Annotated in this window: 21 protein-coding genes, 1 pseudogene and 1 riboswitch; of the genes and pseudogenes, 2 read left to right on the top strand and 20 right to left on the bottom strand. The window is 39.8% G+C overall.

Features of this window, described 5'->3' with window-relative positions:
• Positions 1-11: 11 nt before the first annotated feature.
• The 8 genes from RI196_RS07295 to RI196_RS07260 form a co-directional block, all read right to left on the bottom strand.
• Entirely contained in the window at positions 12-1,469 is a 1,458-nt protein-coding gene (locus RI196_RS07295; RefSeq protein WP_311067164.1) for an ABC transporter ATP-binding protein, read from the bottom strand.
• Between the two features lie 11 nt (positions 1,470-1,480).
• Positions 1,481-2,056 (bottom strand): ECF transporter S component, encoded by a 576-nt coding sequence (locus RI196_RS07290; RefSeq protein ID WP_063386853.1) that lies wholly within the window; start codon positions 2,054-2,056, stop codon positions 1,481-1,483.
• A gap of 15 nt (positions 2,057-2,071) precedes the next feature.
• Positions 2,072-2,752: a thiaminase II gene (gene tenA / locus RI196_RS07285; protein WP_144598343.1), complete on the bottom strand. Its 681-nt coding sequence runs from the start codon at positions 2,750-2,752 to the stop codon at positions 2,072-2,074.
• A 17-nt stretch (positions 2,753-2,769) separates the two neighbouring features.
• Positions 2,770-3,447 carry a thiaminase II gene (tenA, locus tag RI196_RS07280; RefSeq protein ID WP_063386916.1) on the bottom strand — a complete coding sequence of 226 codons (678 nt, stop codon included), beginning with the start codon at positions 3,445-3,447 and terminating at the stop codon, positions 2,770-2,772.
• Positions 3,448-3,479: 32 nt separating this feature from the next.
• Positions 3,480-4,745, bottom strand: a complete 1,266-nt coding sequence (locus RI196_RS07275) for an acetylornithine deacetylase (protein WP_311067163.1) — start codon at positions 4,743-4,745, stop codon at positions 3,480-3,482.
• Positions 4,746-4,869: 124 nt separating this feature from the next.
• A riboswitch (TPP riboswitch) is annotated at positions 4,870-4,970 on the bottom strand.
• 65 nt (positions 4,971-5,035) lie between these two features.
• Complete coding sequence (locus tag RI196_RS07270) at positions 5,036-5,704, bottom strand: hypothetical protein (RefSeq protein WP_063386850.1); 669 nt, start codon at positions 5,702-5,704, stop codon at positions 5,036-5,038.
• Between the two features lie 230 nt (positions 5,705-5,934).
• A complete protein-coding gene (locus RI196_RS07265) occupies positions 5,935-6,390 on the bottom strand; it encodes a TlpA family protein disulfide reductase (RefSeq protein ID WP_063386849.1) in 456 nt (151 codons plus the stop codon).
• 92 nt (positions 6,391-6,482) lie between these two features.
• Entirely contained in the window at positions 6,483-7,031 is a 549-nt protein-coding gene (locus tag RI196_RS07260; RefSeq protein ID WP_063386848.1) for a peroxiredoxin, read from the bottom strand.
• 350 nt (positions 7,032-7,381) lie between these two features.
• Between RI196_RS07260 and RI196_RS07255 the strand changes: the two genes are divergently transcribed.
• On the top strand, positions 7,382-8,239 hold the full coding sequence (locus RI196_RS07255) for a mechanosensitive ion channel family protein (RefSeq protein WP_311067162.1): 858 nt from the start codon (positions 7,382-7,384) through the stop codon (positions 8,237-8,239).
• A gap of 97 nt (positions 8,240-8,336) precedes the next feature.
• On the opposite strand, the gene RI196_RS07250 is transcribed toward RI196_RS07255, so the two are convergent.
• The 12 genes and pseudogenes from RI196_RS07250 to RI196_RS07195 all read right to left on the bottom strand — a co-directional run bounded on the left by RI196_RS07250 (position 8,337) and on the right by RI196_RS07195 (position 20,748).
• Positions 8,337-9,464, bottom strand: a complete 1,128-nt coding sequence (locus RI196_RS07250) for an N-acetyldiaminopimelate deacetylase (protein ID WP_066248000.1) — start codon at positions 9,462-9,464, stop codon at positions 8,337-8,339.
• Between the two features lie 49 nt (positions 9,465-9,513).
• A complete protein-coding gene (dapD, locus tag RI196_RS07245; RefSeq protein ID WP_063386845.1) occupies positions 9,514-10,224 on the bottom strand; it encodes a 2,3,4,5-tetrahydropyridine-2,6-dicarboxylate N-acetyltransferase in 711 nt (236 codons plus the stop codon).
• A gap of 74 nt (positions 10,225-10,298) precedes the next feature.
• The gene (ccpC, locus tag RI196_RS07240; RefSeq protein WP_063386844.1) at positions 10,299-11,171 is read right to left on the bottom strand and encodes a transcriptional regulator CcpC; all 873 of its coding nucleotides are present in this window, start codon (positions 11,169-11,171) and stop codon (positions 10,299-10,301) included.
• Between the two features lie 90 nt (positions 11,172-11,261).
• A complete protein-coding gene (locus RI196_RS07235) occupies positions 11,262-12,767 on the bottom strand; it encodes an MDR family MFS transporter (RefSeq protein WP_094245559.1) in 1,506 nt (501 codons plus the stop codon).
• A gap of 183 nt (positions 12,768-12,950) precedes the next feature.
• A complete protein-coding gene (gene cbpB / locus RI196_RS07230; RefSeq protein WP_063386842.1) occupies positions 12,951-13,406 on the bottom strand; it encodes a cyclic-di-AMP-binding protein CbpB in 456 nt (151 codons plus the stop codon).
• A 218-nt stretch (positions 13,407-13,624) separates the two neighbouring features.
• Positions 13,625-13,816, bottom strand: a complete 192-nt coding sequence (gene abbA / locus RI196_RS07225; RefSeq protein ID WP_066247994.1) for an antirepressor AbbA — start codon at positions 13,814-13,816, stop codon at positions 13,625-13,627.
• 1,031 nt (positions 13,817-14,847) lie between these two features.
• A complete protein-coding gene (locus tag RI196_RS07220; protein WP_375338790.1) occupies positions 14,848-15,864 on the bottom strand; it encodes a FecCD family ABC transporter permease in 1,017 nt (338 codons plus the stop codon).
• Complete coding sequence (locus RI196_RS07215; RefSeq protein ID WP_066247992.1) at positions 15,861-16,865, bottom strand: FecCD family ABC transporter permease; 1,005 nt, start codon at positions 16,863-16,865, stop codon at positions 15,861-15,863. The genes RI196_RS07220 and RI196_RS07215 overlap by 4 nt, the downstream gene beginning before the upstream one ends.
• 83 nt (positions 16,866-16,948) lie before the next feature.
• A complete protein-coding gene (locus RI196_RS07210) occupies positions 16,949-17,866 on the bottom strand; it encodes an iron-hydroxamate ABC transporter substrate-binding protein (protein ID WP_066247990.1) in 918 nt (305 codons plus the stop codon).
• Positions 17,817-18,662 (bottom strand): ABC transporter ATP-binding protein, encoded by an 846-nt coding sequence (locus RI196_RS07205; protein ID WP_066247988.1) that lies wholly within the window; start codon positions 18,660-18,662, stop codon positions 17,817-17,819. Before RI196_RS07205 ends, RI196_RS07210 begins: the two co-directional genes overlap by 50 nt.
• A 515-nt stretch (positions 18,663-19,177) precedes the next feature.
• Positions 19,178-20,222, bottom strand: a pseudogene (locus tag RI196_RS07200) (IS30 family transposase).
• Positions 20,223-20,418: 196 nt separating this feature from the next.
• Complete coding sequence (locus RI196_RS07195) at positions 20,419-20,748, bottom strand: hypothetical protein (RefSeq protein ID WP_311067161.1); 330 nt, start codon at positions 20,746-20,748, stop codon at positions 20,419-20,421.
• A 709-nt stretch (positions 20,749-21,457) separates the two neighbouring features.
• On the opposite strand from RI196_RS07195, the gene RI196_RS07190 reads away from it, so the two are divergent.
• The gene (locus RI196_RS07190) at positions 21,458-21,886 is read left to right on the top strand and encodes a hypothetical protein (RefSeq protein WP_311067160.1); all 429 of its coding nucleotides are present in this window, start codon (positions 21,458-21,460) and stop codon (positions 21,884-21,886) included.
• The last annotated feature ends 359 nt before the right edge of the window (positions 21,887-22,245 follow it).

The raw sequence follows: 22,245 nt of genomic DNA, 5'->3' as shown, positions 1-22,245 counted from the left end.
TGTAGATCCCCCTATATCTGAACATACATCTGCTCATCCTCACAAGAATGAATTTCATCCTCTACGAGCTTCCCGCCTTCGATCCGCCAAACTCTTGTCGCCATATGCTTTGCTATTTGTTCATCATGTGTCACCATCAAAATGGTAGACCCTTGTTTGCGATAATGTTCTAAAAGCTCCAAGAGCTGAAATGTATTGGATGAGTCTTGCCCAAAAGTCGGTTCATCTAAAAGCATGATCGGCTGTTTTTTAATGATTGAAGCGGCAACACTCAATCTTCTTTTTTGTCCCATTGAAAGCTGATAAGGGTGTTGATGGCGGTGCTTCTGTAAATGAAATAATTCGAGCATTTCTTCTACTTTTGTTCGAATTTCTTCTTCTTTCATCCGTTCAATCCTCAACGAATAAGCAATTTCATCGTAAACTGAATTGGTGACAAATTGAAATTCCGGATTTTGAAAAACGAACGACAGCATGTTGGAAAGCTTTTTTATTTTCTTTGCTTCTTTTTCTAACAGCAAATAAGTGCCGGTCGTTTGTATAAACTGCATCAATGAATGTAACAAAGTGCTCTTTCCGGCGCCGTTTTTCCCCACTATCGCAATCCATTCACCTGCATGAACCTTTCCATATGGTACATCGATTTTGACTTCCTTCTTTCGATATCCTTTAAATTGCTCAAGCTCAATCACGACCTGTTCTTTTAAAGGGGTCTTTTTGTAATACCCCTGCTTATCACGAAGATAATCCTCCCATACACCGGGATACCAAATGCCGTCTTCGCGAATTTCTTTCCGATACCGAGAAAAAATTTGTTCTTTCGGACCGTCTGCGACGATTTGTCCTTTTTGATTAAATAAAAGTATGCGGTCGACAAAGTCAAGAACATGATCAATTTTATGTTCAACGATGATAACTGTTTTATCTTGAGCTGCTTGTTTCATCGTGTCCCATACCGCTTTTGTCCCTTCCGGATCCAGCATTGCAGTCGGCTCGTCCAAAAATAACACGTCTGGATGCAATGCTAAAACAGTGGCGATCGCCAGCCGTTGCTTCATGCCGCCTGATAATGATTGAATGCTGATATGAAGATCATCAAAATGAAGGCCGACCATTTCCAGGTAAACTCGCATTTTTTCATGCATTTGTTCTCTTTGCACTTGCAAATTTTCCAAAACAAAAGCCATTTCTTCATCTACATACGGCATGCAAAATTGCGTGTCAGGATCTTGAAACACATATCCCCAAGATGACGGAGTCAAGATTTTTTCTGCTTTCATCGGCACTTCAATAGATTTTGGAATTAAACCGCTTAGCACCTGCAAAAACGTCGATTTCCCACAGCCGGAAGGACCAAGAAGCAAGACTTTTTCTCCCTTATAGAAAGAAGAGGATACATCCTTAAAAAGCAAGGATTCCTCTCCAGGATATTTTAATCGTAAATTTTTCACTTCGCATACTAGATCCATGTTTGCCACCTCTAGTTCAGTGCGTCATAATCTTCATGCGACGCAGGTCTTACTAAATTAGTCACTCCTGTTGCTTCCAAAGATTTCACTAGATAATAGGCAAACGCGCCGGCAATAATGATTGAGCCAATCAATCGAGCTCCAATGAATAATAGCAAGTTCCAAAATACTAAGTCATCTATATAGCCTTTATAAAGATCCATAATTAGCGAACCAGCTGCTGAAGCGGCTGCAGCCAGCATGACAACACCGATATTAAACTTTTTATATCGAAAAATCGCAAAAATGATCTCTGCAAATAGTCCTTGGACGATTCCGTAAAGAAGAACCTCTATGCCGAATTCAGAGCCGGTTATAAATTCTGCAGATGCCGCTGCTGTTTCCGCTATCAGCGCTACTCCAGGCTTGCGAATAATAAGAAAGGCGACCGTCGCAGCAATAAACCACATACCGTATATGAGCTGGTCGACATGCAGCCCGATCGGCTTGACCGCATAGTAAAGCGGTCCCCATAGTTTATAAACAATTCCAAAAACGATCGAAATAACAATTGTTACTAGAATGTCTGTCAGTTTTAATCCTTTCATTATGATCAAACTCCTTTATTGACTGATTTTTGGTTCCACTTCCCATTTTTCTAAACGGTAAGCCATTTCCCAAAACGCTAATTCATATTGACTGCTGATGATAAAATGCTCTTCCATTCTTTTTAGATCGGCTTCTATCGTTTGTTGTGCGATTTCATCCAGCCTGTCAATTTGTTCTTCGACAAGCTGCTTAAACCAATCGCCCCCATAAGCCGCAATCCATTGTTGATAAATCGGTTCTTTTGGCTTCGCATCTTTTAATTTTTCGCCAATTTCGTAATATAGCCAATAGCACGGAAGTATTGCAGCAATAATATCGCCTAAGTGACCGTTGATCGCCGCTCGATATAAATGGGAAGTATAGGCGTACGCCGTTGGGGCCGGCTTAAAATTCGCCTTCTCCTCCTCTGTGATTCCCAGCTGTTTGGCAAATGTTTCATGAAGAGATAATTCCGCTTCAAATGTTCCTTGTGCATGCTGAGCCATTCGCGATGTCGTATATAAATCGTTTGCTTTTGCCGCTCCATACGATTGCACTTTTGCAAAATGGCTTAAATAATACGAATCTTGCAAAACGTAATAACGAAAACATTCAAGCGGCAAACTCCCATCGGCAATACCTTTTACAAATGGATGATCGAAGCTGGCCTGCCATATCGGATCTGCTTTTGTTCGAATTTTTTCAGAAAATTTCATGTTCATTCTCTCCTATATTAAGAATTGATTTCGATTGGCCACATTTCTTTTCGTTCAGACATTTCCCAAAACATATATTCGTATTTGCTCGTTGTGACAAAAATATCTTCCAGCCATTTCAATTCTTCTTCCCGTTTTCCTTCTGCAAGCTCATTCATTAAATCTTTCAGCCATTTTGCCAATTCACCGAATTCTGTTGATGCGTACATTTTTACCCACTCGCCGTAAAACTCATGTTCACTGGCACCAGGAATCTCATGTAAGCGTGTGCCGATTTCATAATAGCTCCATGTACATGGAAGGACTGCGGCAACCAGTTCTGCCAATGATCCTCGCTGCGACACATTTAACATATAGCTCGTATATGCAACGGTTGTAGCAGCAGGCTGAACTTGTTCTAATTTTTCCTTCTCTATTCCTATTCTTTCAGCGTATTGACGATGCAAATCCATTTCCACTTTTAACGTCGAATGTAGAAGATCAGCAAAAACTGTCATTGTTTGAAGATTGTGAGCCTTTAAGCTTCCAAGGGCAAACAGGCGGCAGTATTCGATTAAATAAAGATAATCCTGCTCCATAAAAAAGCGAAATTTGTCGATATCCAGCGTCCCATTGCCGATTCCTTGAACAAACGGATGATGGTAACTCGCTTCCCAAATCGGTTTTGCAGTTTTATACAATCGGTCTGTAAACATTTGAATTACCCCTTTCGCAGCTTTTGTAATTGTCATCGTTTTTTCTGATACCAATCAAATAAAAACGCGATCAGCGATTTTGTAAATGTTTTTAATTGGGGGATGGACAGCTTTTCATTCACCGAATGTGCATCTTCAAGCGTGCCCGGTCCATATAAAACGACGGGAATTCCCGCTTCACTCAGCCAGCCGCCGTCTGTCACAGTAGGGGACATCGTCAGCTTTGCTTCCTCATTAAATGCCAGTTTATGTGCTTTTTGTAATGTTTTCACTCCGAGTGAATGTTCGTCATATGAAAAAGCTGGGAAAATTTCTCCTCGATCTTCAATCATCGATGTGCCGCCCCATTTAAATTTCGGAGGATATTTCCGAAGCCATGGATCAGCCATTGCAACATGATGGATATGTTCTTCAATTTCCCGGATCACCTCTACATAATGCTCTTCCGGGTAATAGTGAACGGTAATCCAAAGGGAACATTTATCGGCCACAAAAGCGGCGTGCCTTCCACCTTCAATCACTGCTGGATTAATTGTGGCAGAACCAGGCGGAAAGCCTTTGCTCGTTTTCATCACTGCCCAATGCTGTTCAAGCTCTCGCAGTCCTTCAATAATTTTCATCATTTTTTCAATCGCGCTTGCCCCAAAAAGCTTCCCGCCGGCATGAATCATTTGTCTTCTCGTGCCATCGTGAAATGTCTCGGGGCTTTCAATCGTAATCCAGCCCGTGATCACCCCGCCCTGCCCTTGTATTTCACAGTTGCTTGAATCGACAACGATGGCAAAATCAGCTCGATATCCCCGGTCGCAGCACGATTTTGTTCCTGCTTCGCCTACTTCTTCACCGACGACGGACTGAAAAATGATATCCCCTCCCGGCTCAATGCCGTTTTCTTGCAGCAGCTTTAATGCAAACAGACTGGCAGCCATTCCCCCTTTCATATCCGCTACACCGCGTCCATATATGTAATCCCCTTTAACCGTTGCCTCAAAAGGAGGCGTTAGCCATTCTTCTCCCTCTTCGATTGAAGCGACATCAATATGCCCGTTAATAATTAAACTGTGGTAATTTTCTGGATCTTTTCCTTTTTTCGTTCCTACTACGACTGGATCTTGTTCATATAAATCCCATTGATCAATGGAAAAGCCGATGTCTTCCAAATATGAGGCGACATACTTTTGAGCCTCTTTTGCATTTCTTGCCGGAGGGCTCGGCGTTTCAAACGATACGAGTGTTTTTAGAAGATTCAGAAGTTCTTCTTCCCTTTCATCAATTTGCTGAAATAGCGTTTGTAACACGTTGTCTCCCCTTTCTTAACATTTTGTTTTGAAAAATGGTTTGCCAACCAGCCTTGTAATGCAAAAAGCCCGTTCCCAATATAAGGGAACGGGCAAGTATATACAAAACCTATAGACAGGTTTCGATATTACTGCACCACTTCCCTACGCTAGTATGATCTAGATCAGGTTCAAAGGGTCAAGGCACACGCCTTTCTCAGCCTTTCGGCTCCCCTAGTGGTATGTTAATATTATGAAATTTTCATTTAATTTCATTAAATCATAAAATATAGAAAAATACAAGCTAACGGTTAATTGATCCTTTTTGCCGTCTTTAATAATTCACGATAACCAATTCGAGTAAATTGCAAATGTTGATCAATATAATTAGCCTTTTTCAAATGCTCGATGGATTGTTCAGAAAAACTGCCGCTAATTTCCTGAAACCTTTGATTAATTTCCACTAACGAATGATTTAATATAAAATCCGCATCAAGCAGCAGGACAATCCGCTCGATCTCAGGATCTCTTTTTAAAATCAAGTTGGCAATCCGGCCTTTCATGAATGCCAGCTCTTGTTGAAGCTTTGAAGCTTCATCCTCTTTTTCTCTAATTTTGGCTCGGTACTTTTGTTTTTCTTCCTCTTCGATACCGGCTTTTGTTAATAGCTCCTCCAACAATTGCGTTTTATCAAGCTCCAGTTTATTTAATTGCTGTTCTTTTCGCGCCATTTCTGTTTCATCAGGCAGCTTTTCGGTTTGAATAGGCTCTTTTCGTTCTTCTTTCATCTTTATCATATAGTCTATTTTCCGATAGACAAGGAAGGCGAGAACAACTAAACATCCATTTAATAGCAGAGATATAAAACGCACGACGACGTCGTTAAACGCAAGCAAATAAAATAGGAAAAGGATAACGATGACAGCCAAAAGCACCTTTAATAGATTCATAATGGAAAAAGTTTGTGATTGTTTTGCCATCCACCTATGCTCCTTTTTGTTCAAACTAGCATCATTTATTATAGCATGTTGTGATTTGGAATGTGAATCATTTCTTTAGGATTGAAGAGCTGGAAAAAGGATGCCGGATGAATGGTAAATGGGAAATGCTTATCTTTTGAAAGCTTCGAAGCAATAAAAACAAGTCCTTTCAAAGGCGAAAAGCCGTTTCTAAATGAAAAACCACCTGCAATGTTTTGCAGATGGTTAAATCATTCAGCGTTTTCTGTTTCCGCTAACACACGATTAACACGTTTTTCCAGCATTTTCATTCCGCTTCCTCCTGCTTGGAAGTGGCGAAGAATGCCGTTTTTATCAAAAACATAATATGCAGGTACATATTGATTTTCAAAAGCATCGGTTAATTTATGTTCGTTGTCAACAAAGATCGGTTGCGTAATCCCGTGTTCTTCCGCTACTTTTTTAATATCATCAATATCTAAATCCTTTTCGGAGCGAGGCATATGAACAGCTACTACGTTCAGTTTATCTTTATATTGATCGCGGAACTCATTTACTTTCGGCATTGCTTCTTTACACAAATGGCAGCTGATTGACCAAAAATGGATTAATGTTGGTTTTTCACCGATTAATTGCTCTTTCGTTACTTCGCCATTCAGCCAAGTTGTTGCTCCGACTAATTCAGGCATTGGCTCACGTAATTTCATTTCCGTTTCCTCCTTGAAGAATGAATATCAAAAAAATAATCGTTTGAAAAAAGGCCTAACGTACCGCTAGGCCCTTTGAATGAAAAGCTTCATTATACTTTAAGCGTTTCTTGACCAGGCTTCCAGTTTGCTGGGCAAAGTCCGCCAGTTTGAAGCGCTTGAAGTACACGCAATGTTTCATCAACATCGCGGCCAATGTTGTTATGGAATACTGTTTGATATTGAAGTTCGCCTTCTGGATTGATGATGAACAATCCGCGAAGAGCAACTCCTTCTTCTTCGATTAAAACGCCGTAGTCTCTTGATACTTGATGATTTGTATCTGCTGCAAGCGGATATTTAATATCGCCTAAACCGTTCTCTTCGCGAGGAGTTTTAATCCAAGCTAAGTGTGTGTGAATTGTGTCAGTTGATACACCAATCACTTCTGCATCAAGATCTTCAAATTCTTCATAACGGTCAGAAATAGCTGTGATTTCAGTTGGACAAACGAAAGTGAAGTCCATTGGATAAAAGAAAAGAACTGTCCATTTTCCTTGTTTCATGATTTCTTCCAAGCTTACTTTACCAAACTCTTTGTTTGGCAAAACGGCATCCATTTCAAAACGTGGAGCTTGTTTACCAACCAAACGCTCTGCCATTATGTAACCCTCCATTTTAAAATTTTATTTTAAAGGAAACTTTTTGATTGTTTCCTTCAAAAACAAATGAGAATGAATTGAGTATTTTCTCAATATCCTTCCTCCGATTACTATTATATATAACAACAAAATTTTAGTCAATTTTAAGTAATAATTAATTTAAATAATCTGTTTTACATTTTCATTGCGGTGAAGAGAACAATAATACTATTTCCAATTTTCGCCGCTATCATTAAAAAAATGTAACAATCATTGAAAATTCCTTTTTCTATGTTAAACTTTCAACTGTACATTCAGTTTAACATGATCCCGTAAAATAACCAAATGATTGGCTTGAAAAGAAAGGGGAAATGGTTTTGAACTTTTTTGAATCTATTGATTGGGCTGATCTGGCTTTAAAAACAGGAGAAGTTTTGGCCAAGCTTATTGGAATTTACATTGCATATATTATCGTCAAATCAATCGGCAATAAAATTATTCACAAAATGTTTGAGGGGCTTGAGAATCGGAAGGAAATTTCCATCACGCGGGCTAAAACGCTGCAAACATTAGTATTGAATTTCTTTCATTATGCCCTGTTTTTCATTTTTATTGTTACCGTTTTTCAAGTGTTTGGCTACAATGTCACAGCGCTTTTAGCCGGGGCTGGGGTTGTTGGTCTTGCGATCGGCTTTGGAGCTCAAGGGCTCGTCAGCGATGTTGTGACAGGATTTTTCCTTCTCCTAGAAAAACAACTTGATGTTGGAGATTATGTCACTACAGGCAATTATTCAGGCATTGTGGAAGCTGTCGGTTTACGAACGACGCAAATCCGAGGCTTTGACGGCACATTGCATTATGTTCCAAACAGGCAGATTGTCGGCCTTTCCAATCATTCTAGAGGAAATATGCAAGCCCTTGTTGATATCAGCATATCGTATAATGAAGACTTAAATAGGGTCATGTCCATTCTTCAAGAAGCTTGCGACCAATTTGCAAAAGAAACTGAAGAGGTTGTGGAAGGTCCGGACGTTTTAGGAGTGCAAAATTTCGGCTCGTCTGATGTGATCATCCGCATCATTGCCAAAACGAAAAACATGGAGCAGTGGGCTGTTGAAAGAAAGCTCCGGAAACGGCTAAAAGAAGTGCTTGATGAAAACGGCATCGAAATTCCGTTCCCTCATCAAGTGATGATTCATAAGAACGAGCAGCAAAAGGAAAGAGGATGATATCTCATCCCCTTTCCTTTTTAATTATGACTTCGTGTTTGTATAGAACGTATTTCTAATTTTTTTCTCTTGCTTTATGCAGGAGGCTATGAATCTTCTATTTATTGCCTTTCCATTCAAAATATTGACAAATAAGATCGACCGCTTTAAAGATTGCTTGTTCATTTGGTGAAAGCTTCGCATGATGAAGGCCGTAAGGAGAATCAACTCCAAGCCAAAACATAAATCCCGGAATTTTCGCCAGCATATAGCCGAAATCTTCCCCAGTCATCGCTTCTTTGCATACGTGGAGTTGAACTTCTGTTTCATTCTGGACAAACTCCATAAATTCTTTTGATAACGCTTCATCATTCCACACTTGATAATACATCGAACCCCAGTCAATTTCTGCTTTGCATTGGTAGCCGATTTCTATACCTTTGACCATGTCTTCAATCCGCTTTTTCACTTTTTCCATCGATTCGACAGAAAATGTGCGAATCGTTCCTTCCAATCTGGCATGATCGGCAATTATATTTTGTATCGTGCCGCTTGCAATTTTTCCAATGGTAATTACAGCACTTTCCAAAGGATCTATATTGCGGCTAACGATGGATTGCAGTTGGGTGACAAGGGCGCAAGCAGCGACGACCATATCATGTGTCGTGTGCGGAAAAGCGGCATGGCCTCCCTTCCCGGTTAAATCGATAAACAACTCGGACGTATTGGCAAAAAGTAGTCCAGGCTTCATTCCGATAGTTCCAACCGGAAGCTCCGGAGCAATATGAAGCGCAGTGATCATATCCGGCATCCATTGTTGCATAATCTCGCTGTTTAGCATCGGCTCTGCACCGCCAGGCCCTTCTTCTGCCGGCTGAAAGATGAATAGCAGATCATCTTGAATCGGATGATAGGCGAAATGAGTTAAAACCCCCAAAGCGATCGTCATATGAAAGTCGTGACCGCAAGCATGCATCAAGCCTGGATGTTCTGATTGAAATGAAAGCCCCGTTTTTTCTTCAATCGGCAATCCGTCAATATCTGTCCGGTAGGCTATCATTTTTCGAGGATTTGTTCCATGGACCTTCACGAAAATACCTGTTCTCCATGTTTTCACTTCAAGCCTTTCGTTCGGCAGCGAATGAATATAATCTAATAAATATTTTTGTGTTTTATGTTCTTGAAATCCGAGTTCAGGTATTTTATGCAAATCACGGCGAATGGCAATAAGCGCATCCTTATTCATATGAGTCCCCTCCTAAAGGATAAGCGTGGACGCTGTCCACGCTTCGAATTTAGAGCTGCCGCAATTCTTGCTTAATTTCAATTTTCGCTTTCGTTTTTTCGTCAATATCTTTAATTTTTTTCGCAGGAACACCTGCAACAACTGTGTACGGTTCAACATCTTCCACTACAACAGCACCAGCTGCAACAACCGCGCCTTTTCCTACTCTTACACCTTCTAAAATGACGGCGTTTGCTCCGATCAAAACATCATCTTCGATTACGACAGGTTTTGCAGAAGGCGGCTCAATTACACCAGCTAAAACCGCTCCGGCACCAATATGGCAGTTTTTACCAACCGTTGCACGGCCGCCCAATGTTGCATTCATGTCAATCATCGTTCCTTCACCAATGACGGCGCCGATATTGATCACTGCCCCCATCATGATGACCGCATTATCGCCGATTTCCACTTGATCACGGATGATTGCACCTGGTTCAATTCTCGCTTTTACGCCTTTTAAATCAAGAAGCGGGATCGCTGAGTTCCGGCGGTCATTTTCAACAACATAGTCTTCAATTTTATCTTTGTTTTCTGCTAGTGCTTGTTCAATTTCAGACCATTCTCCAAAGATGATGCCTGTGTTTCCAGTAATAAATGTTTTGGACTGTTCTCCAAAGTTGATTCCTTCTAATTGACCTTTTACATAAACTTTTACAGGAGTCGTTTTTTTACTGTTTTGTATAAATGAAATAATTTCGTTTGCATCCATCATTTTCATCGCAATACTCCTCTCTGTTTTTCTGTACCCCCATTACTGTATCAAAGAAAAGAATCAATTGACAAGCAAATTTATCATTCATTAATAAATTGATGGACGATTTCCATAAACGCCTGCACTTGTTTAAGCTTTAACGATGATTCATGCCCGATCAACCAAGTATCCCTTTTAATCGGCTTTCCTTCATGATCAATGAGCGGCAGTCGAAAGATCGAACCATCCTTTTCATCAATGCTGACAGAAGGCAAAATCGCAAAGCCGATACCATGATACGCCATTTGCTTGCACGTCTCGATCTGATCAACGACAATTGTCCTTTTTGGCGGGTTTTTAAATTGCCTGTGCCACCATTCTTGTATTTCTTGATAGTATGTAGAATCACTTTTAAATTGTATAAAAGGCCGCTCTGTGTGTACTAAATCATCGATGCTTTGAATTTCTGTGTCAACTAAATACAAAGTATCTTCCAGCAAATGCTGTTTAAAACCTTTCCAATCAGGGTTTCCGCGTATGATTCCGATATGAATATCATCTTCATATAAACATTTTAATATTTCGCTTGACCACCCGGTTATAAGTGAAATTTCCGCCTGAGGGTATTTTTGTACATATTTTTTCAAAACTTTTGGAAGCCAGTGCTGGCCGATTATAGATGCCACTGCAAGCTTTAACGTCCCGTACACTTCTCCTTCCAAAACAGAGATTTCCTCTCTTACCTTCTCTTCCTTTTCAATCATTTCTTTTGCAAACTGGACAACTTTTTCTCCTGCCGGTGTAAGAGTCAATCCCTTTTGTGAGCGCAAAAAAATTTTAAATCCCCATGCTTTTTCGATCGACTGAAGACGCTGCGACAAAGCAGGCTGGGAAACAAAAAGTCGGTCAGCCGCTTTTCTCATATTTTTTTCTTCAGACAAAGTCACAAGGATTTGCAATTCCGAAATTTGCATCGCTAAACCCTTTCCTTAGTGGATTCAATAGTTCAAAAACATTATAAAATATTTTTGCTTCTCCGTCATAACAAGTTTAGCAAAAAACATTCATTTTAATTCTCTCTTAGGAAGAAAGAAAATAAAAAGAACGCTCAAAATTGCTAATAAAAAGACGACGAAATAAACATGGTGAAGAGCAATGCTCAAACCAGACTCAAGAACCTCTTTTATAGGACCGGAAAGATCTGATTCTGGATTCAAAAGGTTGTTGGCCGAATCAATGTTTAAGTTTTTTCCAGCACTATGCTCCTCCAAATATGTTTGCAGCTTGCTGTTTAAAATCCCGCCGAGCAAAGCGGCGCCGACGGTGTTGCCGAGATTTCGCATAAACATATTGGTGGCGGTGGCAATTCCGCGTTCTTTCCAATCAACTGCCGATTGAATGGATACGATGAACGAGGTCGATGTCAGCCCCATTCCGACGCCGAGTAAAAAAGAGCCGATCATAGCGTGAACAGGTCCGTCATCTGCTGAAAGCATAACAAAGACAAGACTGCCGGCCAATAAAAAAATGCCTCCTAAAATTGATGTGGCACGAAAGCCGGCTTTTAAATAAATCCTCCCCGCTACTGTTGAGGCAATCGGCCATCCGATTGACATCGTTGTCAGCGTGAATCCAGCCACCATTGCCGATTTTCCCATAACACCTTGCACAAATGTCGGCAAAAAGGTGGAAATGCCCATAAGCATCATCCCGGTCGTCAAGGACGTTACATTCGCAAGCAAAATGGAGCGATTTTTCCAAAGCGAAAGCGGCATCATCGGATCATCGGCCCGATTTTCCTGAAAAATAAACAATATAAAGAAGCAGCATGCAACAGCTAATAACGCCGCAACCTCCCAGGAAGTCCAAGACCAGCGGACTCCTCCTTCGACAAGGACGATCATCAACAAGCTGATCGCAATAAGCATGAACATGGCGCCTGCATAATCAATGCTCGACTTTTTCTTATCAATGCGTTCATTCAAAAACAGACCGATTCCTGCCATTGATAAAATGCCTAAAGGAACATTCACCCAAAATACAAACTTCCAGCTTATGTACTCAACGAACAAGCCACCTAAAACGGGACCGATTATTGCAGAAATTCCCCATACACTGGACAAATATCCTTGTATTTTGGCTCTTTCTTCTACTGTATAAATATCGCCGACAATTGTTGTGGCGACTGGCATCACAGCTCCGGCTCCAATCCCTTGTATAAATCGGTATATAATTAAAGTTTCCATCGAATCGGCGAGACCGCAAAGCACAGAGCCAATTAAAAAAATAATGATGCCAAAAGCAAAAATCGGTTTTCTTCCAAACAAATCCGCCAATTTACCATATATTAAAATCGTTACGGAATTCATTAATAAATAGGAAGAAAAAATCCAGCTATATTTTGAAAAACCGCCAATTTCTGCGACAATGGCAGGCATTGCTGTGGAAACGATCGTTGCCTCAACTGCAGCCATAAACATCGCCAGCATGACGGCAGCTAAAACGAACGGACGCTTTGTTTCTTTATGGTCTAGTTTTCCCCTATCTTTTTCAATAAGCGCCTCTTTCATCACGATCACCTCATTTGAAAATCACTTTCAATCGTTTGTAAGCATGAATTCATTTTGCCATAGCATTCGCATTCGTTCAATTGCTTTCCCAAAAAAACAATATCTATATTTTCATTATTTGAAGGTTGGATGGATTCGAAACTATTGAGCCAATATGAAATAAAAACGCCGGCAAGGGCGTTTTTATTTGGGAAACCTGGAATTTAATATCATTAGTTGTTTATGGAGCTTTTTTAAGATGACCCTTCTTGTAAAAATCCCCTCTAAAACACCGTCCTCATTCGTTATACATACAAACGTATGATTAATAACGAGCTTCAGCGCCTTCATCCAATCATCCGATACATTCAATCTGGAAACATCTTTGTTCATTACTTCTTCTACTTTCATATTTTGCAAACGCTCAAATTCGATTCGTTCCAATCCTAAAATTGAATCCATGATCAAATTCGTCGTAATCAGCCCGTGCAAGCGATATTGAGCATCCAAAACCGGAACAGCTGTATAGCCTGTTTTCGTCAACACTAATAATGCATGCTCTAAGTTATTTCCCATTTGGACATGAGCCACTTTATCTGCAGGTATCATCAAATCTTTAATCGAAATATTTGTAAATTCTTCAGAAAAAACTTTTGTCATTCGTTTCTTCCTCTCACTTTGACATTTCATTTTAATCATAACATATGATCTGGAAAATGTGTTCCATTTACCAAAAAGAAACTTCCTATTTTATGATATCATTATGTAAGCGTTTTATCACGTGATAAACTTACATTTCTGCGAAAAGCGATGCTCTTGCAAAGAGCATCGTTGAGATGCCTCTCATACTCAAAAACTGGTCCTCACAAGGATACAGGTTACGTATGCGAACGGATTTTGTCATAAAGCTCCACTAATTTTTTGTATGTACATAAATCAAACTCTTTTTTTCCGCATTCAATATCATTGATTTCGCTCACAACCAATTCAATCGCAAAATGGTTGCGAAACAAAATTGCGACAAGCAATTGCTTTTCTTCTAGAGACAATACCGGTTGAACAGCTCGCATCGTTATTCATACTCCAGTGCCTTCATTTTAAAAAACATCCTAACCATAACATATAATGAGCAGCTTTAAAATTATGTCGAAATTTGCTTACATCATGAAAAATAATATTCCTTTTTTCGCAGCTTTCAATTACAAGAAGCTGGAAATCGAATCAGAAGCCCGAAGCTGGAGCATGTGCAGATTGTTTTTTGTTTAATTAACCAAGTCGATTAAATGACATCACCGTTCGAACCGCTGCATTCAGTTCCTCTGGCTCCGGCAATTGTGTTTATTTACACTGATTCTAAATGATAGATACGTTTCTTCGCCAATAAAGTGTTGGAACTGATGCGAGGGCTTCTCCCCTTTGAAACCGTATGCTCTCTCTGTTATATGAAAAGATTTGATTGAAATGAAATGGGAAACATGGACCCATTGCTCAATAATCTTTGAGGCGGAAGCGAACAATGAAGCCAGCCAAACTTTCTCAAAAATAGTTGAACTAGAGCAAAAGATCATGTAGAGCTGTATTTCCGGTCATTTTGTACGTCAGACAGCTCGAATTAGGACAAAGAGTTGAAAGATGCTAATCAATGCGTCATTAGGTGGGAAAAATGTTCAATTTTAAATCATCACGGTTGAAGCTCTTGGAGACAAAAATACTCTTTATGAAAGGCTGCACATAAAACGAAGAAGAAAAAGAAGCTGTCATTACCTTCAGTAAAATGTTCGATCAACTGCCAAACTTCTTGAATTCTGCTAAAAAATGAGCATTTAAAGAGAGTCTATGAGGCAAACTTTTTCACACTGACAAAGGCAGGAACGGCGGAGGGAGATCTCAGCCCTCCTGCCGCCCAATTTTTATTAAATAAGGCATCAATTTGTCTTACTTCCAGCCAGATGTATTACGAGTATCATGTAAGCAAATAGATGCCGTCTAGCTAAAAAAGGATGAACAGCCAGCCGACACATAGGAGTAATGGAAGATTTCTAAATTACTATCAGCTATTTTATTCCTTTCCTCATTCTTTTCTAAACGAAATGTGCCTCGATCATGATGATTTTTTCAATAAAATATAGATAAAGTAGGGCGCCCCGATTAAAGCTGTCATAATGCCCGCTGGGATGCCGTCGGGAAGTGCGATGTTTCGCCCGATTGTATCGGCTAGTAGTAGAAGCCACCCTCCCAACAAAATCGCAATCGGAAGATAAAGTTGATTGCGGGGACCAATCAGTGACCGTGCTAAATGGGGTGCCAAAAGACCGATAAACGCTACACCTCCCGTTACAGAAACCGCAGCTGCGGCAAGCCCGACAGCAGCCAATAGAAGCGTAATTCGCTCCCTCTCAATCTTCAAGCCAACCCCGACAGCAGTAGGATCGTTTAAACTTAATAAATTTAATTGTTGAGCTCTGAAAGCAATAAACGAAATTAAAATGACAATCCAAGGTAAAATTGCCAAAATAAACGGCCAATCTGCCCCCCAAACGTTCCCTGCCAGCCATTTGGCGATAAAATCAACTTTTTGCCGTTCTGCAGAAGAAATAATGACGATCATGGTTCCTGATAAAGCCATGGCGAAGCCGACACCGATAAGGACTAATCGAACGGGGTTTAAACCGGCATTTCGATCATAAGAAAAAACGTAAATAGCCCCTGCCGTTAAAAGAGCGCCGATAAAAGCTGCGACTGGCAGTAAATACACAAATGAGCCGACATCAATTGGAAAAAATAAAAAGAACACTGCAATAGCTACTCCTGCTCCGGCATTAATCCCAATGATCCCCGGCTCAGCCAAATCGTTTCTTGTAATATCTTGAAAGATCGCCCCGGAAACCGCCAAAGCCATTCCTGCCAATAAGGTCACAATGATCCGCGGCAAGCGGACGGAAAATAAAACGAACTCCTCTTTAAACGTCCCGTGGCCGAGAATAGTTGGAAGCAAGCGATTCATCGAGACGGAGGAGGTGCCTAATCCCATTCCGATGATGGCCGTTGCAGCAATTAAAAGAATCAGAACAAGTATGATCAGCCGCTGCTTTTTTACAATTGCCGGATGTATGATCATGTGATAGCTTTCCCCCTTTTTTGCACAATGAACAGGAAGAAAGGCAAACCTAAAAAGGAAACAATGGCCGCCACCGGTGTTTCGTAAGGAGCATTAATCGTTCTGGCAAGCGTATCAGCGATTAATAAAAAGCAGGCGCCGAATATCGCAGACATTGGGAGAATATAACGATAATCGGCCCCTACGACCGAACGGACGATATGCGGAACCATTAAACCGATAAATGCCATATTCCCAACAAGGGCTACAGATGCACCAGTAAGCAATATAATGATGATAAACAGCACCATTTTTATTTGTGCCGTTTTTTGTCCTAACCCGACTGCCACTTCTTCATTTAAACTTACAATGGTCAGCTGCCTTGAGAAAAAAAGAGAAATGGTGATCCCAACGAGAGCAATCGGTATGAGGATCTTGAGCTGTTTCCATGTTGCACCGACAAGTCCTCCAGCTGTCCACATCGAAACATTTTTGTAAATATTAAAATATAAGCTGATTCCTTCCGCGACGGCAAAAAGAAAAGCAGACACAGCAGCCCCCGCTAAAACGATTTGAAAAGGAGAAATCCTTCCTTTTTTTACCGCACCGATTCCAAAAACTAAAAAGGCGCCAGCTGCTGCTCCAATAAAGCACGCAATGGTCATACTAAAGTAATTTGCGTTTGGAAAAAGGGCAATTGTCAAAGCGAGTGCAGCATTTGCTCCGGCTGTCAGCCCTAATAATCCTGGATCTGCTAATGGATTGCGAGTCAATCCTTGCATGATTGCTCCGGCTACTGATAAAGAAGCGCCGACAAAAATAGCGCCGACTTCGCGCGGAAGACGAATTTCCCGAATCATATCAATCGTCTTACCAGCCGCATCTGTCGTTAGCGCCAGCCAAACATCTTTTACACTAGTGTCTGCCGCTCCAAACACCATCGCTAAAAAAAACGAACCAATCAGCAAAATGACTGCGAATATGAATTTAAAGAAAAATGAAGCGGAATCGTTTTTTAGCATACATCTCATCTCTTCTATTTTTCTATTTTATAGATGGAAAGAAGAGAAATTCATGCCTGCTGAATTTCTCTTCTTCTAATTATTTATTTTTTTCCAAGAAATTTTTCTCGAAAGAATTCAAGCTGATATTCCAATGTCAGTCGATCATTGAAATAAAATTCATTAGCATTTACTTCAAACACGCGATTGTTTTTGACAGCCGGTATGTTTTTATAAGTATCTGTTTCTTGGAAAGAGTTATCAGCATCCGAATACTTACTGACGATCAAATAATCCCCTGCAAAATCCGGAAGCACTTCAGTCGATAAAGCATAATAACCTTGTTTTAAAGCTTTCTCTTCCACTTTTTTAGGCATTTTTAGCTTCATGGCTTGGTATAAAATTTCTGTTCCTCTTCCCCAGTTGTTCCCAAACACATATAATTGCTTATCAAAACTTTCAATGACTGAAACAGTTGCATCTTCCCCAATTTTCGCGCGAATTTCTTCTCCTGTTTCTTCAGCTCTTTTTTTGAAATCCTCGACCCATTCTCTTGCTTCTTTTTCCTTATTTAAAAGCTTGCCGATTTCTATATGCTGTGTTAAATAATCGACTTTTCCATAAGTAAACGTAACAGTAGGCGCTATCTTTTTCAGTTTATCTACATTTTTAATCGTCGATAATCCGATGATTAAATCCGGATTTAGTTCAATGATTTTTTCTAAATCTTCATCAGATACTTCTGCAACATCTTTCAATTTGTCTTTCCAGCGCGGATTCATTTTTGACCATGAATCAACACCAACGAGATTTACTCCTAAAGACATCACATCTCCGGCAAATGACGAGAGAACAACGACTCTTTTAGGATTAGCCGGGACTTCAACAGGACCGTTTTCCGATTGATATGTAATCGTTTCAGGTTTTTCTTCTTTCTTTTCAGCGCTGTCTTCCTTTTTATTACCACAAGCGCTAACTATGAGAACCAACAAGAACAGAATTGGAATAAGACGTTTTTTCATGTTTTTCTTCTCCTTTTATTAGATTGTACGTGATGCATATTGGTTTATCTGTTCGGGGATCCCGTCCTATTACAGCATCAATTTGAAATACTTCTTTCAGCACGTTGCAGTCGATTACTTCGTCACTCGTCCCGGCTTTGATAATTTGTCCGTCTTTCAACGCTATAATATAATCGGCAAAACGAGCTGCTTGATTGATATCATGAAGCACCATGACGATTGTCCGCCCCTGCTCTTTGTTTAACTGCTGTAGAAGCTCTAGTACTTCAAGCTGATGCGCCATATCTAAATAAGTGGTCGGTTCATCCAAAAAGATGATGTCCGTTTCTTGAGCGAGCGCCATCGCTATCCAGACACGCTGTCTTTGACCGCCTGACAGCGCATTGACTGGCTGGTGTTTAAAATCGGCCGTTTTCGTAACTTCTAAAGCCCAGTTTATGACCTCAAGATCTTTTTTTGTTAATCTGCCGAAGCCTTTTTGATATGGGTAGCGGCCGTAAGATACAAGCTCTCCAACGGTAAGGCCGGCTGGACTTTCTGGTGATTGAGGAAGTATGGCCATTTTTTTCGCCAGTTCTTTCGTATCCTGCTTTAAAATACTCTCGCCATCAAGAATAATTCGACCGGATTGGTGCGGAATAATCCGAGTTATCGCTTTCAACAAAGTGGATTTTCCACAGCCGTTGGAACCGATTATCGTTGTAATTTTTTTATCTGGAATTTCAATTTTCATATCTTTCACAATCAGTCGATTGCCATAGGAAATTTGTAAACGATCTGTGTATAGGCGGATCATGGAAAACCTCCAATTTATTCCAAATTGATAATGATTATCATTTTCTTATACAAATATAATATAATACCACCCTTTCTCCTTGTCAATTATCATTTTTTTAAGAGAAAGAAGAAACCCGGCCTCCAAAGCCGGGTTTCTCGTCCGAATGTGTAACAAAGGGGGAGCGGGGGTTTAGCCGCGATGTTTCACTTCAAGACGTCTGTGAACTACTTCGTCTTACATTTATAATGATAATGATTATCAATATCGATGTCAACACTTTTTATAAAAAAATTTTTCAAAACAAAATTTCCGTAAATTGCAATATTAAATGCAACACTTAATAAAAAGCCAGAAAACCTATGATTAAATAAAATGGGGAACTTCGGGCAACATCACTTGGAGTGGCGGGCATGATAGCCTTGTTAGGCGATGCCGATGTTGTGACATCTGGCTTCTCGGCTAAGGAATCATGCCCGCAGAGGCTCCATGTCAAGTTGCTAACCACTTTCCTATCGGATCCCCCTGTTTAAATATCAAGAGGCCAACAGAGCCAACTCCTCCTCCAAGCATTCTTGAGGTGTTTTATATCCTAGAATCCACCGTGGAAGTTGATTACACCATGTTTCTGCATAGGAAATGGTTTGATCGGAGACAGCGGAAATGGCTTTCCCTTTTGGAATGAAACGGCGTATTAGTCCATTGTGGCGCTCATTCGCACCCCTTTCACAGGAGGTATGGGGTGGGTGAAATAGATTTTTAGTCTCATCTTTTTCAACGATTTTACTAAGGTCGGCGAATTCAGAGCCATTGTCATCCGTAATGGTTTTGAATATCTTTGTGAACTGCTCACCATACTTCTTCTTCAAATCGTAAACGGCCCCACGGATGGATGGAGCGTCTTTGGCATTGACTCTTATGATGATCTCATGGCGTGTTTTGCGCTCCGTAAGAGTCAATAGGGCTTGATCATTTGAATTTTGGCCAATGACTGTATCGATCTCCCAGTGACCGAATTCCTGGCGATCAGCCACTTCAGCCGGGGACGTTCTTCAATACTCTTGCCTAGAACCTTTTGGTTTTGACGGGAACGCTGCTTCTTGGTGTTTAGCCGGACTTTCATGGGCAAGTCAATATTTTTAACGCCCAGAAGGTTCATATCAATATAGTTGTCAAGGGTTTTGGTGCAAACGCTGTTTCCTTCAAATAGTCCATGGCGTTTAGCATAACCAGAGACGCCATCGGGTGACCATCCTTCTTGAAGGATCTTTGCCTCGACAAACTGGATGAATTCCATAGCGTTATCTAATTTATACTTGGCACCAAAGGATTTCCTATTTTTCTCGTAGATTACTGGCCTGTATCTGGAAAATAAGCTTCAAACTTTTTACCATCTGTTTTCATTTGGGCAACCGTGCCTCGCTTCAATTCCCGGGAGATCGTGCTTTTATGGCAGCCTACTGCATCAGCAATGGCTTGCATGGACTTTCCCTCTGCACGCAGCGCAGCGATCTTTCCGTGGTCAAAGGATGTCAGATGTTTAAAACGTGATAGAATGGAAACTTTTGTTCTCCTTTGCATTATTTCATTTTTAGTGTACTTTGAATATTTTTTATACTTATCCTTAATTTTTTGGGAAATTGCATAAATCGTAGTAATATGCTGTTTGCACAAGATGATGTATAAAAGTTTGTGTAAAAGATTTTGCTAGACCTAAAGAAAAAAGGTAGGGTATTCTCTGATTTGACCAACAACACATTCCAGAGAAAGGAGAACCCTACCTATGTCTAAAAGTATACCGAATGTAGACTGGCTCAATCAACTCGAAAGTGCGATTCGCCAAATTGTTTAGCCATTCAACAATGGCCTCTGGTCCTTCTGATATAACATTATAAGGCAGACTTTCAATAGCAGAAAGAACTTTTAAAGCGTCTTCAAGACCTTCCTCAACATCTGAATCGTTAATAAACTCTTGATCTAATTCAGAAGTTAATCCCAATTCACTCTTCGTGTCATTAGCTTTGGCTTCTGCAAAGCTTGATCGGCTCATAGATGTAAATAATGTTAAACATAGAAGTGAAACTACTAACTTGGTATAAAACTTCATTTGAATAACCCCCCTTTTTTATCTAATCAAAATAACATAATTAACCTAATTTGTAAATATTTATATTTTGTGTTATAATAGATAATGAGAGGGTTATTATGACTAAATATTCAATTATTGTTGCCCTATTTTATTAATAGCAATTAGTGGTATTTTCAATACGTTTGGAGACAATGAAATTATAAACAATGTCGTTACTTTTACTAGTTTATTCTTATGTGTAATTTTACTTCTGGTAACTAGAATATCTCGTAAGAATTTAATGAATATCTCAAGAAATTAAAAGGAAAGCAAGAGGGACTCAATTATTGAAGGTGTTGCAAAACGCATAATCCATGCATAAATGACGCAAAAAATCCACCATCTTGGAAATCATATACAGTGACTAGAAAACACATTTCCAAGGGGTGGACACTATCATGATTTCCAATATTGTCATCAAACATGCACTGTCTAGAGAAATCGATCCTCTTTTACAGGCTTTATTTCAGTACATTGACCAACTTTCTTTACCAGAAGCACCTTATGTTGTTTAGTGCAAAATAAAAATACAGAGTTCTGCAACGAAAAGTGCAGAGCTTAATGGCATAAAAAAGGCTTGCCAGCTCCTAAAATACCTTCTACTGTTTAAGGTTGTGGACGTTTTGCGACCCGAATTAATTTATCTAGCGCAAATACAGATGAAGTCATTAAATGAGAGGGGTTTTCTATGACATATTATTATTACCTTGCCTCAGATATTAAACTACCATCAGGTATATACTCTAAAAGTGGTTTTATTAATTTAAATGAGAGTAAAATAGCTCTTGATCAAACTCTTGACTTAACAGAAAGTGATGAAAAAGTAGATGGATTCGATTATCCCGTGCAAATTGAAATTGTTTATGGTTTGTGTGATCCTGAAACTTTAGAAGCATATGATGATTTTGGATTGCCACTGCTTCATAAATATATTATCGACGTATGCAGTTACTATAAGACATGTACCATTCAAATTGCTCACATTTTAAATACACACCGACACCCTTTAAAAATTGTAGAACGGAGAAAACTCTTATTGAATCAATTATCGAATCCTAAACAACTCGCTCTACATCATGGTGAATTGCTGACGATCAAGAAGATTCCGGAGTTCTAAGTTGATTAGACCGATGAATTTACGAACAGTTGCATTTTGTTATTATGGGTAAAATGAATTTTAGTTTACTTATTCCTAGTGTGTAGATCTTCCATCAAAAAACTTGGATGTCTTATCCGTTGCTAACGACAAGGGATCGATCTCCCAAGTATTCTTTGTATAATCAAAACCCTGAGAGGGGACCTAATATGTGTCTAGTTGGGATACAAATTTGAAAGAGAAATGTTCTTATTATAAAAACTGCTCCTGAGCTTTGGCCGTTACCAAGCTTAGGAGCAGTACAATCTAAATTTTATTCAGTTCTTGAAGTAATTCTAAATACTTTTGAAATTCTGGACTGTTTGGGGCTGAACTTTCTA

Source organism: Aeribacillus composti (genome assembly GCF_031760945.1).
In the GTDB taxonomy this organism is placed as follows: domain Bacteria; phylum Bacillota; class Bacilli; order Bacillales; family Aeribacillaceae; genus Aeribacillus; species Aeribacillus composti.
This window is presented reverse-complemented; position numbering and strand designations above follow the sequence as displayed.

Bases quoted from the DNA above. Each gene is read 5' to 3' on its own strand.
- RI196_RS07295 (WP_311067164.1), bottom strand. From the start codon at position 1,469: ATGGATCTAGTATGCGAAGTGAAAAATTTACGATTAAAATATCCTGGA.
- RI196_RS07290 (WP_063386853.1), bottom strand. From the start codon at position 2,056: ATGAAAGGATTAAAACTGACAGACATTCTAGTAACAATTGTTATTTCG.
- tenA (WP_144598343.1), bottom strand. From the start codon at position 2,752: ATGAAATTTTCTGAAAAAATTCGAACAAAAGCAGATCCGATATGGCAG.
- tenA (WP_063386916.1), bottom strand. From the start codon at position 3,447: ATGTTTACAGACCGATTGTATAAAACTGCAAAACCGATTTGGGAAGCG.
- RI196_RS07270 (WP_063386850.1), bottom strand. From the start codon at position 5,704: ATGGCAAAACAATCACAAACTTTTTCCATTATGAATCTATTAAAGGTG.
- RI196_RS07265 (WP_063386849.1), bottom strand. From the start codon at position 6,390: ATGAAATTACGTGAGCCAATGCCTGAATTAGTCGGAGCAACAACTTGG.
- RI196_RS07260 (WP_063386848.1), bottom strand. From the start codon at position 7,031: ATGGCAGAGCGTTTGGTTGGTAAACAAGCTCCACGTTTTGAAATGGAT.
- RI196_RS07255 (WP_311067162.1), top strand. From the start codon at position 7,382: ATGGTTTTGAACTTTTTTGAATCTATTGATTGGGCTGATCTGGCTTTA.
- RI196_RS07250 (WP_066248000.1), bottom strand. From the start codon at position 9,464: ATGAATAAGGATGCGCTTATTGCCATTCGCCGTGATTTGCATAAAATA.
- dapD (WP_063386845.1), bottom strand. From the start codon at position 10,224: ATGAAAATGATGGATGCAAACGAAATTATTTCATTTATACAAAACAGT.
- ccpC (WP_063386844.1), bottom strand. From the start codon at position 11,171: ATGCAAATTTCGGAATTGCAAATCCTTGTGACTTTGTCTGAAGAAAAA.
- RI196_RS07235 (WP_094245559.1), bottom strand. From the start codon at position 12,767: ATGAAAGAGGCGCTTATTGAAAAAGATAGGGGAAAACTAGACCATAAA.
- cbpB (WP_063386842.1), bottom strand. From the start codon at position 13,406: ATGACAAAAGTTTTTTCTGAAGAATTTACAAATATTTCGATTAAAGAT.
- abbA (WP_066247994.1), bottom strand. From the start codon at position 13,816: ATGCGAGCTGTTCAACCGGTATTGTCTCTAGAAGAAAAGCAATTGCTT.
- RI196_RS07220 (WP_375338790.1), bottom strand. From the start codon at position 15,864: ATGATCATACATCCGGCAATTGTAAAAAAGCAGCGGCTGATCATACTT.
- RI196_RS07215 (WP_066247992.1), bottom strand. From the start codon at position 16,865: ATGCTAAAAAACGATTCCGCTTCATTTTTCTTTAAATTCATATTCGCA.
- RI196_RS07210 (WP_066247990.1), bottom strand. From the start codon at position 17,866: ATGAAAAAACGTCTTATTCCAATTCTGTTCTTGTTGGTTCTCATAGTT.
- RI196_RS07205 (WP_066247988.1), bottom strand. From the start codon at position 18,662: ATGATCCGCCTATACACAGATCGTTTACAAATTTCCTATGGCAATCGA.
- RI196_RS07195 (WP_311067161.1), bottom strand. From the start codon at position 20,748: ATGAAGTTTTATACCAAGTTAGTAGTTTCACTTCTATGTTTAACATTA.
- RI196_RS07190 (WP_311067160.1), top strand. From the start codon at position 21,458: ATGACATATTATTATTACCTTGCCTCAGATATTAAACTACCATCAGGT.